General features: G+C 47.7%; 11 protein-coding genes and 1 riboswitch. Of the genes, 5 read left to right on the top strand and 6 right to left on the bottom strand.

The genetic code is table 11. The features are described 5' to 3' along the window. Positions 1-61: 61 nt before the first annotated feature. Positions 62-1,669, bottom strand: a complete 1,608-nt coding sequence (locus ASF99_RS15085) for an FMN-binding glutamate synthase family protein (RefSeq protein ID WP_055969760.1) — start codon at positions 1,667-1,669, stop codon at positions 62-64. Between the two features lie 142 nt (positions 1,670-1,811). Here ASF99_RS15085 and ASF99_RS15080 point away from each other — a divergent pair, with 142 nt between their 5' ends. Next, positions 1,812-2,306, top strand: a complete 495-nt coding sequence (locus tag ASF99_RS15080; protein WP_055969757.1) for an LURP-one-related/scramblase family protein — start codon at positions 1,812-1,814, stop codon at positions 2,304-2,306. Here ASF99_RS15080 and ASF99_RS17640 read toward each other — a convergent pair. Further along, a complete protein-coding gene (locus tag ASF99_RS17640) occupies positions 2,303-3,808 on the bottom strand; it encodes an MFS transporter (RefSeq protein ID WP_055969754.1) in 1,506 nt (501 codons plus the stop codon). The genes ASF99_RS15080 and ASF99_RS17640 overlap by 4 nt on opposite strands. A 178-nt stretch (positions 3,809-3,986) precedes the next feature. Continuing rightward, positions 3,987-4,526, bottom strand: coding sequence for a histidine phosphatase family protein (locus tag ASF99_RS15070; RefSeq protein ID WP_055969751.1), 540 nt, complete (start codon positions 4,524-4,526; stop codon positions 3,987-3,989). A 209-nt stretch (positions 4,527-4,735) separates the two neighbouring features. Then, a riboswitch (glycine riboswitch) is annotated at positions 4,736-4,813 on the top strand. A gap of 160 nt (positions 4,814-4,973) precedes the next feature. Here ASF99_RS15070 and ASF99_RS15065 point away from each other — a divergent pair. Further along, the gene (locus tag ASF99_RS15065) at positions 4,974-6,341 is read left to right on the top strand and encodes an amino acid permease (RefSeq protein ID WP_023469822.1); all 1,368 of its coding nucleotides are present in this window, start codon (positions 4,974-4,976) and stop codon (positions 6,339-6,341) included. 40 nt (positions 6,342-6,381) lie between these two features. Here ASF99_RS15065 and ASF99_RS15060 read toward each other — a convergent pair whose 3' ends face one another. Next, positions 6,382-7,911: a cryptochrome/photolyase family protein gene (locus ASF99_RS15060; protein WP_055969748.1), complete on the bottom strand. Its 1,530-nt coding sequence runs from the start codon at positions 7,909-7,911 to the stop codon at positions 6,382-6,384. 179 nt (positions 7,912-8,090) lie between these two features. Between ASF99_RS15060 and ASF99_RS15055 the strand changes: the two genes are divergently transcribed. Together ASF99_RS15055 and ASF99_RS15050 are read left to right on the top strand one after the other, a co-directional pair. Then, a complete protein-coding gene (locus ASF99_RS15055; protein WP_055969745.1) occupies positions 8,091-9,596 on the top strand; it encodes a glycosyltransferase family 2 protein in 1,506 nt (501 codons plus the stop codon). Positions 9,597-9,789: 193 nt separating this feature from the next. Continuing rightward, a complete protein-coding gene (locus ASF99_RS15050; protein ID WP_023469819.1) occupies positions 9,790-11,283 on the top strand; it encodes a malate:quinone oxidoreductase in 1,494 nt (497 codons plus the stop codon). Between the two features lie 45 nt (positions 11,284-11,328). On the opposite strand, the gene ASF99_RS15045 is transcribed toward ASF99_RS15050, so the two are convergent. Beyond that, a complete protein-coding gene (locus tag ASF99_RS15045) occupies positions 11,329-11,871 on the bottom strand; it encodes an ECF transporter S component (RefSeq protein ID WP_023469818.1) in 543 nt (180 codons plus the stop codon). A 250-nt stretch (positions 11,872-12,121) separates the two neighbouring features. Between ASF99_RS15045 and ASF99_RS15040 the strand changes: the two genes are divergently transcribed. Beyond that, positions 12,122-12,691 (top strand): hypothetical protein, encoded by a 570-nt coding sequence (locus ASF99_RS15040; RefSeq protein ID WP_055969741.1) that lies wholly within the window; start codon positions 12,122-12,124, stop codon positions 12,689-12,691. Positions 12,692-12,734: 43 nt separating this feature from the next. On the opposite strand, the gene ahpF is transcribed toward ASF99_RS15040, so the two are convergent. Then, a complete protein-coding gene (gene ahpF / locus ASF99_RS15035; RefSeq protein WP_055969738.1) occupies positions 12,735-14,264 on the bottom strand; it encodes an alkyl hydroperoxide reductase subunit F in 1,530 nt (509 codons plus the stop codon). Between the last annotated feature and the right edge of the window lie 5 nt (positions 14,265-14,269).

Genomic DNA, 14,269 nt, shown 5'->3' with positions numbered 1-14,269 from the left:
GAATTTCATCAACTATACACTTTAAGCGCTCTGGCTAAAAAGTGCAAGTGAGTGCTATTCGTTACCGTGAGGAAAGAGAGCGATCCATCATATGCCGTGTCATCCAGTCCGGTCCCGGAATCAGGTGTCCGGCTTCGTCCTTGTAGATGACGTGTTCGGGGCGAAGTTCCGTCGGCGAGACGAGTCCTGCTGCCGCCGTCAGGTTATAAAGACCTTCTCGTAACGAAATGATGTAGTTCGTCACGCGGAAACTTTTTTCGTCGACGATCAGCGCCTTTTGCAGCTTCGGGTCGGTCGTCGCGACACCGACCGGACAGTGATTCGTGTGACAGACTTGCGCTTGGATACAGCCGACATTAAACATCAGACCACGTGCGATATTGACGAAGTCGGCACCGAGGGCGAGAGCTATCGCAATCTTATCGGCACTGATCAGCTTACCGGACGCAAACACTTTGACCTTGTCGCGTAAACCAGCTTCCGTCAGGAGTTGGTGGACGAACGGTAAGGCGGAAAAGAGTGGTAGACCGGCAGCATCCGCGAGTTCTTGGAACGTCGCGCCTGTTCCTCCTTCACCTCCGTCGACCGTCATGAAGTCCGGATGACGTCCGGATTCTTTCATATAAGCAATCAACTGCCGCATGTCTTCAAGATTACCGACGACGACTTTGATTCCGACCGGTTTCCCGCCGATCTCACGTAGACGTTCGACCCAGTCGAGCATCGTCTCTGGTGTCGTGAATTCGTTGAAGCGGTTCGGACTATCGATGCCGACACCGACTTTGACCTTCCGGACAGCAGCAATCTCTTCCGTAACCTTTGATCCTTCGAGGTGACCACCGCGTGTCTTAGCCCCTTGGGCGAGCTTGAGTTCGAAGGCTTTGACTTGCGGTAACTCACTTTTTTTCTGGAACTCATCGAACGAAAAGTCACCGTCTTCCGTTCGGACACCGAACAGACCGGGACCAATCTGACAGATGATGTCGACGTCACCTTTTAGATGAAAATCGGATAGCCCACCTTCACCGGTATTCATCCAGCTGCCTTTAGCGCGACCCAGTCCGATCGAGAGCGCAGTGATCGCCCGGTCACCGAGTGCCCCGAAGCTCATCGCGGATTGACCGATCAGTCCTTTCACTTGATAGGGATGCCGACAGGTCGTCGCGCCAATGACCGGAGCATCCTCCTCTTTTAAGAGGTATGGTGAAATTTGCTTCGCAACGAGATGTTCTTTACGTGTAAATAGTTCATCGCGGTCAATCTGATAGATGTGTGTGTCGACACGTTCCGACTGGTCGATGCGTAATTCCTGACGATTCGTTGGAAAGAGGGCGTTTTGTACATAAAAACCAGCTTCTTCAAAATCACGTTCCGATCCAAAACCGAGAATCCGACTTTGATATTTGCCGGAAAGGACGGCCGTCTTGTATTCATTACGGGAGAAGGGTTTCCCTTCGTTATTGTTGAGAAATAAGTATTGGCGGAGTTCCGGTCCCATGTTCTCGAGGATATAGCGCATTTTTCCGAGGACAGGGAAGTTTCGCAGGACCGCGTGTTCTTGCTGACGACGATCGGCGCGCCAGACATGCCAAAGAAGAAGCGGTGGGACAAGTATGATCAACAGGGCGATGGCGAGTAAAATGAAGAGAACAATCGTATCGATAGACATCAAAATTCCTTCTTTCCCGTAGATTCGTGATATGTAAGTTGATACCACCGAAATTCCGGACACAAACGATAATTTCCAGATATTGAATCTTTTCCGTCGATGATCGCGTAAATGAGACTATACACTAAAGGAGGAGACCGGTATGCATACACTCTATATGAAAGAAAAAGCGTTCAGTTTACGTGGACGATTCTCGATTCAAGACGAGGTAGGGCACGATGCCTATCACATCGAGGGTAGTTTTATGAAATTACCGAAGACCTTTACCGTAACGAACCGAAACGGAGAAGTCGTCGCCGAAATCGAGAAGAAAACGTTCAGTTTCCGACCGGTCTTTTATGTCGAAGCAGCAGGGCAATCATTTGAAATTATTAAAGAGCTTACCTTCTTCAAGGACCGCTATACGATTAACTCGGATCAGTTCGAAGTGACGGGTGACTGGTGGGATGTCGATTTTGAAGTTCTACAACAGGGACAACGGATTGGTCGCGTGCAGAAAAAATGGATTTCTTGGACCGATCAGTACATCATTGAAGTCGAAGATGAAGCAATGGAAGAATTGTTGATCGCCCTCGTCGTCGCGATTGATTGCGTCAAGGCGGAGGAAAGTTCAAACTCTACATCTTTCATTGATTAAAAGGGGCATGATTTAGGATGGAACAGTGGGACGTATACACAGCAGATCGTAAGAAAACAGGACGGCTCTGGACACGGGGAACGCCACATACAGCCGGCGATTATCACATGACGATTCACGTCTGTGTTTTTAACGCCAAAGGAGAGATGCTCGTCCAACAACGGCAACCGTTCAAATCTGGTTGGCCGAACATGTGGGATGTGACGGTCGGAGGCAGTGCGATTAGTGGGGATACGAGTCAGATGGCAGCGCAACGGGAACTGTTGGAAGAGCTTGGACTCGATATCGATTTCACAGGCATTCGTCCGTTTTGGTTTTGTTTCTGGTAAGAAGAACGTAAAGAACAGATACACGGAACAGCAGAGGAAGAAGACGATCATCGAGACCGTATATCCCGCATGGCCGAGTGCGTAACTCCAAATGATCGTAAAGATCGTCTGCGTCGCATAAGCGATTGCCCAGAAGAGACCGAATAAGACGGTAATCTTTTGCGGTGTCATCCCTTTTCGTTCGTGTGCCAAGTTCATGAAGATCGGATACTGGATGTACATCGCAAATCCGGAAATGAACGCAAAGACATACGAAACGAGTGGCGAGATGTTTCCGAACAAGACCGTGACGAGGAAACTCGCGATCATGACCGTCCCGCTGATCAACAGAATCGGTTTACGAGGTGTTCCTTTGTTACCGATCCGTAGACCAACGAACGTTCCGACGATTCCGGCACCGGAGACTAGCAGATTGACGAGCGAACCGTTCAACTGCGTGTACGTATCGAACACAGGTTTCAAGCCAACGAGCGATAAGATATAGAGCGTCAGGAAACCGCCGAAAGCAACCGCATATTTCCAGAGGAATGGATCACGAACAGCATCTCCGTAACCGTAAGGCGTTTCGTCCGCGTCCGGAGCATCGTTCAACTCGAACGATTCACTACCGATCCACCATGCGAAGAAGAGGATCGCTGTCAGACTCGCGAAGATCGTCAACGTCAGTTTCCAGTCACTGACGAATTGATCAGCGAACAAGGTGAACAAGAGCGAAACAACGAATGCACCGACGTTATAGGAGACAGTATTGAAAGCGTTGATGCGTAATTTTTCAGCCGGATCTTGAACGTAACGTGTCACGACCGGGTTCATATAGACGATGACCATTGAACCACCGAGTCCCATGACCATGCGAGCGACCGTATACGCCCAGTAGTTCGGCAGGTAGATGGCGACAATCGACATCATCAGGAAGAACAGTGCGAGTAACGGTGCTTTTTTCGGACCGAGCTTCATCAAGATGAGCGCGGCGAGAATGTTGGCGAAGACACGCGCCGTCGTAATCGAATAATTGACGAGTTGTGAGATGAGGGGGTCAACGGTCTGATTGCCGAAGAAATGCGCCGTGATTTGTGGCGTCAACGACGAACCTGCAACCCAGTTCATGGCGAAGGTCGCATAGGCGAACCAGAGGACGATCATCATGAAATAGCCTTTTTTTGTGGTAGACATAAAAATCCCTTCTTTTCTGAAGTTCCGTTTCATACCTGAATCGAAAACTACTTAACTTTATTATCAATTCGTTTAATATAAAGCCGTTTCGAAGGGAAGTAAAATAGATAGTTCTTATGCTTTTCATAAGTAAAAAGAATAGATTATATCAAGTCATATGCCTAAAATGAATAGATTTTCAAAAAGCTTCCAAGTGTTCGACGATTGTTTGTTGCTGAATACGTGTCACCTTAAAAATATCCGGATTCTTCAGCTGTAAACTTTCTTCGAATCCAAACGTAGGGTCAATCGAATGCAGATATAAAGATAACAAATTCCCATGTGTCACGAGAATGGAACCATCATGCTGTTGCAACGCTTCTTCAACGACACGCGTGATGCGCTTAGTTGCTATCCGGCTAGATTCACCACCAGGACACGTATAGTCTGGATCGATGAACGTTCGACGAAGATGGTCCTGCCAATCGTCAAGTGGAATAGCACTTAACCGTCGTTCTTTTAAGTCCTCTTCTTGTGCAACGGGTAGTTTCAGAGCAGTCGCAAGTGGTTGAATCGAGTCGAGCGCTCGGCGATACGGACTCGAAATAAGATGTGTGATTGGAAGCTCAAATAACTGCGTACACAGTCGTTGCGCCTGTTCTTCTCCACGAGGTGTTAACGGGGCTTCCGGTGCTTGACCAGTCGTTTCACAGTGGCGAATCAAGTAAATCGTCGACATGAATGTTTCATCCTTTCGTGATCAAGTCGTGCTGTATGATTTCTGGAAAAGATGGTAAAGTCCTTTTCATAGATTGAAAAATCATTTTGAAAAAGTCGTTGACAAACGCTGTCGAGATTACTAGAATTAGAAACAATTCATCGATGCAGCGACGCATCGGATAATCAAATAAAGAGAAAGCTATGATTGTCATGGGTCACACTATGGCAGGAGCAGCTTCTGGAGAGACCGTGTCGACACGGCGCCGAAGGGTTCACAATCTCAGGCAAACGGACAGAAGAGTAATCACATGCAGCGACGGGCATTCATGGAATGTCGTAGTGGCGTGTATGGGTTATTCCTTTGATTTTGTTGAGATTGGACATTCGTCCAGTCTCTTTTTTTCTTTTTCAGGACCGACAGAACGGTCTGAAGCGTAGAGAAACCATCACAAGGAGGAGTTCAGGTTTGGAACAGCAAGGATTAAAGCGGGATTTATCGAATCGTCATGTACAGTTGATTGCCATTGGTGGAACGATCGGAACAGGGTTGTTTTTAGGATCAGGAAAAGCGATCCAACTCGCCGGACCATCGATCATTTTTGCCTACTTACTCGTCGGGATCGCGATCTTCTTCGTCATGCGCGCACTTGGGGAATTGTTATTGTCAAAAGCAGGTTATCAGTCACTCACGGATATCGCAGAAGATTATCTCGGACCACGTGCCGCATTCGTGACCGGTTGGACGTATTGGTTCTGCTGGATCATGACAGCGATGGCGGACATTATCGCTGTCGGTCTGTACGTCAAGTATTGGTTTGATATCCCGCAATGGATTCCAGCCGTTCTTGCACTCTTGATTTTACTTGGTTTTAACTTATTAACCGTTAAATTGTTCGGTGAACTCGAGTTTTGGTTCGCCTTGATCAAGGTCGTGACGATCCTTGCCTTGATCGGTGTCGGAATCGTCTTACTCGCCATTGGTTTTAAAACAGACGCTGGTCCCGTGACGGTATCGAATCTCTGGTCACATGGTGGATGGATGCCAAACGGAATTACTGGATTCCTGCTATCGTTCCAAATGGTCGTCTTTGCCTATGTCGGTGTTGAGCTCGTTGGGGTATCCGCAGCGGAGACAGCGGATCCGAAGAAGAACATCCCATCCGCGATCAATAAGATTCCGCTTCGGATCTTATTCTTCTATGTCGGTGCCTTACTCGTCCTCTTGATGATCAACCCATGGACAGGATTAAGTGCGACAGAAAGTCCGTTCGTCAAGACATTCAGTCTGATCGGGATTCCACTCGCAGCAGGAATCATCAACTTCGTCGTACTGACATCTGCTGCTTCTGCATGTAACAGCGGAATGTTCTCGACGAGCCGGATTCTGTATAACCTGGGAAATCAACAGCAAGCATCGAAAAAGTTCTCGAAGTTGAACAAAAACCATGTCCCAGCAAACGCCTTGTTCGTCTCGACGATCGTCGTCTCAGTCGGTGCCTTGCTCAGTAAACTGTTACCAGGACAAGCGTTCAGTATCGTCACGACGATCAGTGCGATCTGTTTCATCTGGGTTTGGGGTGTCATCCTCGTCTGTCATCTCCGGTACAAGAAACAAAATCCGGAATTGCATGCAGCGTCGACATTCAAAGCACCATTGACACCACTCGTCAATTACCTCGTACTCGGATTGTTTGCAGTCATTCTCGTCGTCATGCTGTTTGCTGACGATACACGTCCAGCTTTGTTGCTGACACCGGTTTGGTTCCTTGGACTATTCGGACTGTATCACCTCCGGAAAAAGAAACAACAAGCAGCTAATCAAAAAAGTGCGTAAGCCAAAACAAGCCGGTCGGATCTAATCCGACCGGCTTGTTTCATGGTGTATCGAAAGCACCATCCTGTAATTGTTTCCGGAGTGCTTTAGCTTTCTTTCGAATATCGCGTTTGCTGTCCGCATCGCGCTTTCCCCATTGCCGATACATCATCGACATCCGCTGATTATCAGCGAAGCGTTTTTCATGCCGGTCGATGAAGTCCCAGTACAAGGCGTTAAACGGACAGGCATCCTCTCCGAGCATGTCCTTTTGATGGAACGGGCATCCCTTGCAATAATCACTCATCTTATGGATGTAATTTGCCGAAGCGATGTACGGTTTAGTCGATAACGTTCCCCCATCGGCATGAAGCGCCATTCCGAGGACGTTCGGTAAGACGACCCAGTCGTAGGCATCGATGTACATCTCATTGAACCAATCTGCCGTCTGTTGCGGCGAGATCGCAAACAGATTAGCGAAGTTCCCGAGCACCATCAAGCGTTGGATATGGTGATTGTGGGCATGCTCGACGACGGGACGCAACGATTCTGCGACACAGTTCATGTTCGTCTTCCCGGTCCAGAAAAAGTCCGGTAGATCCGCTTCGTGACGTAGCGCATTGACGGAAGCATAGTCCGGCATCTCGGCTAAGTAAACAGCGCGCATGTATTCACGCCAGCCGAGGATTTGTCGAATAAAACCTTCGACCGCATTGAGCGGAGCATCTTGATCTTCGAGGGCGGCTTCGACTTGACGAATGACTTCTTCCGGTGTCAACAAGCCGAGATTGATTGCTGCTGACAAGAGTGAGTGCGATAACGTATCTTCACCGGTCAGCATAGCGTCTTGATATGTCCCGAACGTCTCGAGTCGTTCTTCGACGAAACGATGGAGAGCCCGCGTCGCTTCCTTTCGCGTAACCGGCCAATGGAAGGAATCAAGTGCTCCCGGATGATCGGAAAAATCACGCTCGACCTTGTCGATGACGTCCTTTGTGATACGATCGGGACGAAACTGAACGGGATCCGGAAACGTCGTTCCGGACTTCGCTGGTTTTCGGTTCTCGGCGTCAAACGACCACTTTCCACCAATCGGTTTAGAGCCGTTCATGAGAACGTTTCGTTCCTTACGCAGTTTGCGATAAAACCGATCCATCTTGTATGGTTTGTCGCCGATTGCTTCAATCGCTTCTTCCTGTGTCAGTAAAAACAACGGAACGTCAGAACAGACCTCGACCGTGATCTTCTTCGGTAAGGCGTCTTGCCACTTGTGCATTGCCTTGCGCATCGGTTCGTCCGTAATCGCCGTATAGAATACATGATCCGGATCATGATCTTTCCGGTGCGCCTTGAATGCCTGATCGAACGAGTCGGCTTCCCGGTAATCAACGGTGAAGCCTTTCTCGCGTAGTTCTTCAGCGAAATGCCGCATCGCCGAGAAGACGAGGACAAGTTTTTGTTTATGGTACGTCTTCCACTTGGAGCGTGAGGACGCTTCGACCATTAGGATGACGTCATCTTGTTTGTTTGCTTCCTGCAATAAGGGGAGATCGTGATTCAATTGATTACCAAATATCCAGCGTGTCGCCATGAGAGTCCCTCCTTTATCTTTGTTATATGATTACCGTTTTTGAATAAATTCATACGTTCGTGTGTGTTCCAAACGATACTTGCAGGACAATTAAATTTTGTTTATACTATAAGTATTTTACATTAAAAACCAATATAGTTGATAAATTGAATCACCTTTGAGGATGAGGAGTGAATCAAGTGAGGTCAAAGATTTCATCAGTACCAAAAGACTATGAGGTTTTAAATGCAAAACGTCTAAGACGTCATGTTGCTGTTACAGTCGTTATTCCAGTGTACAACGCGATTATCTATCTTGAACGAACGATTAACTCCGTTTTAGTACAGACGATCGGTATTCGAAACGTGACGATCATTGCGGTAGATGATAAATCCACAGATGGCTCACGCCGTCTGTTAAGACGCTTATCTTCCTTATATCCTCAACTTGTCAGCATACTGCTGAAAAACAATACGGGCACGCCTGCGATGCCACGTAATCTAGGTTTGGCTCTTGCACGATCGAAATATGTTACGTTTTTGGATGCGGACGATTGGTTAGCGCATGATGGATTACGAATTTTGAATGAGACGATGGATCGAACCGGAGTGGACTACGCCGTCGGACGTACGATTCAAGTGTCTACGAATCAACCGAACCGAATCATCGGTGTTCACGAATCAAATCGTAATCGTGATCACGTTTCTCCTTATACGTTAAAGCATGCGTTTTATCATCTCGGTCCACGTGCCCGTATGATGCGTCGAGACTTTCTGCTACGTCATGCGATTCAATTTCCTTCGATGAAATTCGCCGAAGATAAACAATTTTTTATCGATGTCTTAATACGAACGGATGCGATATCAACGGTCACTGCTCCCATCTATTATTTGAACCGTCTCGAGGAAAATGACTCATTAACGAAGCAGACTGATATCATGGAAAAGATGGAAACGAATCTTATCGTCTTACGACGTGTGTTGGAATATAAATTACCTGTTGAAAAGGAGCGTCTCATCCTCAATCGACTGATTGAGTTTGACTGCATCACACGTTTGTACGATCGTAAGCACTTTCTCAAGAGTCATGATCCGTCAGCCTATCATCAAATGTTTGCGCGCGTCGTTGCCTTATTTACGCAACACCGTTCCTATCCCATCGATTCATTGATTGAAAAGCCGTTCAATCGTCTGTTGTATCATTACTGGAACACCGGACGTTTTGATGATTTCATGGATGCTGTCAAGTGGTCGAAATCGAGAGAAACAAAGGAAATCGAATGGGTGGATGATCAACCTTACTGGAGTATTCCATTAGGCAGTGATCAGAAACAAATGCTAGCTCTCCCTCTATATGTGAAGGTGCACGAATTACAACTGACAGAAGAAGGACTCGAGCTAACGGTTCAAACACTTGGAGATCGTCGAATTCGTGTAGAAGGGATTACACTGCAACATCGTAATTGGATGGAAGAAACGCATCTTTTAAAGACAGATGTCACAGATCTTGAAAAACATTATTATCGCTTGCAGGTAGAACTACCCAAACAAATGGAGCGGGGGAGTTATCTTGTTTATCTACGTTTTGATGACTATGGACAGCAGGTCATGGCTATTTCGATGGAGGAGCCAGTGATTCAAAAAAGCTATCACACCTATCGTTGGTATGAAACCATTAAAGGAAACTTAGGATTACGCATCAAATGAGCGGAATCGTCTGCTTCGAAAAGAGGCAGACGATTTTGTAAAATCAGCTGCCGCGGCACATTTCTGAATGTAAAAGAAGTTCCTTTCTGTGCAAGCTATGATAGGGTTATAATGGAAAGGTAAGTTGTCGTCATGAGGGGGAAGTTTTTCATGACAGGTAGTCCATAATATCAACGGGGATAGGAAGGATATCATGAGCAGTATGCCTAAAAAAACAGACGTTATTTTAATTGGTGCCGGAGTCATGAGCGCGACGTTAGGGGTCTTATTAAAAGAACTCGCGCCTGAGATCAACATCAAGGTATTCGAGAAACTCGCGAGTGCCGGGGAAGAGAGCTCGAACGAGTGGAACAATGCAGGAACAGGTCACGCCGCATTATGCGAACTGAACTATACGACGGAAAACGCTGATGGTTCAATCGATATCAGTAAAGCGGTCAAAGTAAACGAACAGTTCCAACTGTCACGTCAATTCTGGTCGCATCTCGTCAAGGAAGGTGTCTTGCCGAATCCGAAAGAATTCATCATGCCGATTCCACATATGAGTATGGTTGAAGGAACAGAAAACGTAGAATTTCTGAAAAAACGATTGGAAGCGCTATCAGCTAATCCGTTGTTTGCGGGAATGGAATATTCAGAGGATCCAGCGAAATTAGCCGAGTGGATTCCACTCATCATGAACGGTCGGACGTCACCCGAGCCGATTGCTGCGACAAAAATCGATTCAGGAACGGACGTCAACTTTGGTGCGTTGACACGAATCCTGTTTGAATATCTCGAACAGCACGATGTAGAGATCAACTATCAGCACGGTGTCGAGGATTTGAAACGTGTTGACGGAGGTTGGGAAGTCAAAGTGAAGAATGAGCGCGATCACCGGATCGAGCATCATACGGCTCAGTTCGTCTTCATCGGGGGTGGCGGCGGTAGTTTACCATTGCTCCAAAAAACAGGCATCGAGGAATCGAAGCAGATCGGTGGTTTCCCAGTCAGTGGCTTGTTCCTCGTCTGTAAAAATCCTGAAATCATTGAACAGCATCATGCGAAAGTCTACGGAAAAGCGAAAGTCGGAGCACCGCCGATGTCAGTACCGCACTTGGATACACGATACATCGATGGGAAGAAATCACTCCTCTTCGGACCGTTCGCTGGCTTTTCACCGAAGTTCCTTAAGACAGGATCGAATCTTGATTTGATTGCGTCCGTCAAACCGAATAACGTCTTGACGATGCTTGCTGCGGGAGCTAAAGAGATGGGATTGACGAAGTATCTGATCGAACAAGTCCTCTTGTCGACGGAACAACGGATGAACGAGTTACGAGAGTTCATTCCGAATGCGAAGACAGAAGACTGGGATGTCGTCGTCGCTGGTCAACGTGTCCAAGTCATCAAGGATACACCACAAGGAAAAGGGACACTCCAGTTCGGAACAGAAGTCGTCAGTGCGGCCGACGGATCTGTCGCTGCCTTACTCGGGGCGTCACCAGGTGCCTCAACAGCGGTTCCAGTCATGCTCGAAGTACTCGGAAAATGTTTCCCGTCCGAATTACCGGCGTGGGAAGCAAAAATCAAGGAGATGATTCCGTCTTACGGGATCTCACTCGTTGAACATCCGGAGCTGTTCGAACAGATCCATGCCGAAACAGCAAAAACGCTCGAACTCGAACAAGGTCAACCGATTCGCTAAACGAAAACCCTCCGACTCTACGAGGAGCCGGACGGTTTTTTTGATTTAGCGGAAGTTACGGAAGAAGCGTGTTTTCTTCAGTGCAATCCCGACTGGAATCGCGACAAGGATTCCGAGGACGTTTTGAATAATGTTTCCTGTAATGGAACCGAATGGTGCGACCCAGTTGCTGAACATAATCCCTTCATGTACGAAGTAGACGAGCAGCATGACAGGAGCGGAAGCGATCATCCCGATCAAGTTGAATGTGACATTCGTTCCGTTGCGACCACCTGACCACGCGATGTAACCAACAATCAGCCCTTGAAGTCCACGTGCGATGATCGTACCAGGGGCCCAAATCGTATAGCCCAATAGAAGATCAAATAAGCCCATTCCAACAGCACCGGCAATCAATGCTGTCCGTGGACCGAATAAAATGGCAACAAGAAAGAGCATCGCTGTTCCCATATGAATGAGACCACCGTTTGGAGCGATGGGTAATTTAATATTGATGAACATCGTTGCAACAAGAACAAGTGCGATTGACATCGCAGTGATGACGAGCTGGCGGGTACGAGTGCTAGAATACGGTGCTGCTTTTTGCATGTGGCTAACCTTCTTTATGATAGATTTTAAGATATCTTCAATCTATCAGATGACTGGACTAGTCAAAAGTGTCAACTTTGAATTATTTATAGGGGTCAGTTTTGAATACAAATCTTGATCTGTTCTTAATTCCATAAGAGTACGATCTATTGATACACTCTTGAATGAAAAAATCCATAAAACGGTTGTCGTTTTCGAATCTATTCCTCGTTTTTTTCGTACAATGAACAGCGAAAGGGAGGGGAAGTCAGTGAAATATCAGATTGCGACAGCTGTTTTTTTATTCGCTTCATTGTCATCAGTCACATCAGAGGCAAAGGACCAGACGACACAACACCAACGTTATTACGCAGCATATGAAAAAATCGTGGAAAACATAAATCGGACACATGAAAATGCGGACGTCACGTTGCTTGCAGCAAATCAATTCGCAGACGAGGACTGGGTTTCGCCGGAACGTTTTCAAGAACGGGCACTCGAACGGTTGAAGCCGCTACGTGTCCAAACGAGCTTAGAGTGGGATAGTGAACGAACGCTTGAACGTACGGAACGTGGAAACGATGTCCGGATCATCGGAAATTTCGAGACGGAACTCTTGGAACAGAGTAAACGCCAACGATTATCCGATGTCTTTTCGATGACGTCTCTTGCGATCGATGGTGGAAAGTGGATGCAAACCGGATTCTCCGGTACTCCAATCGATGCTTTGCAAACGATGGTCGTAACGGTCAGTGGTACATACGCGAAGCAAGGCATCTTAACAAGACATCACATCACGAAAGAATATCATTGTTCATGGTACGGTGAAATCTACTATTGAGGCAGAAAAAGAGCGAAACTCGTTTGAGTTCCGCTCTTTTTCATTAATTCCGGATCAAGTGATCGAAAGCACCGAGTGCAGCTGTTGCACCAGATCCCATCGAGATGATGATCTGTTTATACGCGCTATCTGTGCAGTCTCCTGCAGCAAAAACGCCTGGTACGTTCGTTGCGCCGTGGCGATCGACTTGGACTTCACCGAACTTGTTACGGTTCACCGTTTCACCGAGCCAGTCTGTGTTCGGTACGAGACCGATCTGGACGAAGACACCCTCGAGCTCGACGTGACGTTCGACGTTCGTTTCGCGCTCGATGTACGTGATACCGTTCACTTTGTCCGTTCCTGTGATTTCCTTCGTCTGTGCGTTGACGACGACCGTGACGTTCGGAAGTGAAGCGAGGCGTTCTTGAAGAACAGCGTCTGCTTTTAATTCCGGTGCGAACTCAAGGACCGTGACATGCTTGACGATTCCTGCGAGATCGATGGCTGCTTCGATTCCTGAGTTTCCGCCACCGATGACTGCGACACGTTTTCCTTCGAACAACGGACCATCACAGTGTGGGCAGTAGGCGACGCCTTTGTTCTTGAATTCGAGTTCGCCTGGGACACCAACGTTACGCCAGCGTGCACCTGTTGAAAGGATCAAACTCTTCGTTTTCAAGACAGCACCATTCTCAAGCTCGAGCTCAAGGAGGTCCTTCTTCTCAAGGCGAGTTGCCCGTTGTAGGTTCATGACGTCGATGCCATATTCCTTGACGTGCTCCTCAAGACTTGCGACGAGTTTTGGTCCTTCCGTGTACTTCATGCTGATGAAGTTTTCGATGCTCATCGTATCCATGACTTGTCCACCGAAGCGTTCTGCGACGATTCCTGTCCGGATACCTTTACGGGCTGCATAGATGGCAGCACTCGATCCAGCTGGACCACCACCGACGACGAGGACATCGTATGGATCTTTATCAGCGAAATCAGAAGCATCGGCACCTGTGCCAAGCTTCGCCAAGATTTCTTCAAGTGACATCCGTCCGTTACCGAACGCTTCGCCATTGACGAAGACCGTCGGAACAGCCATGATCTCTTTTTGTTCGACTTCTTCCTTAAATGCCGCACCATCAATCATCGTGTGACTGATGTTCGGGTTGAGGACGCTCATGACGTTCAATGCTTGTACGACATCTGGGCAGTTGTGGCAGCTCAAGCTGATGTACGACTCGAAGTGGTACGTTTCTTGAATGCCTTGAATCTGCTTGATGACTTCCGCATCGACCTTCGGTGCTCGACCGCTGACTTGTAGCAGAGCGAGAACGAGGGACGTGAACTCATGACCGAGTGGGATTCCCGCGAACGTGATTCCGCTTGTCTCACCGACACGGTTGACTGTGAAACTTGGTGTCCGGGGAAGGCTTGCCTGCTCGACGGAGATGCGTGGTGTCATGCTTGCGATCTCTTCGACGAGTGCGCTCATCTCAAGCGAGACGGCGTCTGTCCCAGCGCTAACCGCTAGGACGAGATCGCCTTCGAGAAGCTCGAGGTATTGCGCGAGTTGTGCTTTAATGTCTGGTGCTAAAGCCATCGCGA

Source organism: Exiguobacterium sp. Leaf187 (genome assembly GCF_001423925.1).
GTDB classification, from domain to species: domain Bacteria; phylum Bacillota; class Bacilli; order Exiguobacteriales; family Exiguobacteriaceae; genus Exiguobacterium_A; species Exiguobacterium_A indicum.
Note: the sequence above shows the minus strand (reverse complement) of the source record. Positions and strands in the feature narration are given on the sequence as shown.

Excerpts from the sequence above, each read along its gene's own strand:
- ASF99_RS15085 (WP_055969760.1), bottom strand. The coding sequence starts at position 1,669 with ATGTCTATCGATACGATTGTTCTCTTCATTTTACTCGCCATCGCCCTG.
- ASF99_RS15080 (WP_055969757.1), top strand. The coding sequence starts at position 1,812 with ATGCATACACTCTATATGAAAGAAAAAGCGTTCAGTTTACGTGGACGA.
- ASF99_RS17640 (WP_055969754.1), bottom strand. The coding sequence starts at position 3,808 with ATGTCTACCACAAAAAAAGGCTATTTCATGATGATCGTCCTCTGGTTC.
- ASF99_RS15070 (WP_055969751.1), bottom strand. The coding sequence starts at position 4,526 with ATGTCGACGATTTACTTGATTCGCCACTGTGAAACGACTGGTCAAGCA.
- ASF99_RS15060 (WP_055969748.1), bottom strand. The coding sequence starts at position 7,911 with ATGGCGACACGCTGGATATTTGGTAATCAATTGAATCACGATCTCCCC.
- ASF99_RS15050 (WP_023469819.1), top strand. The coding sequence starts at position 9,790 with ATGAGCAGTATGCCTAAAAAAACAGACGTTATTTTAATTGGTGCCGGA.
- ASF99_RS15045 (WP_023469818.1), bottom strand. The coding sequence starts at position 11,871 with ATGCAAAAAGCAGCACCGTATTCTAGCACTCGTACCCGCCAGCTCGTC.
- ahpF (WP_055969738.1), bottom strand. The coding sequence starts at position 14,264 with ATGGCTTTAGCACCAGACATTAAAGCACAACTCGCGCAATACCTCGAG.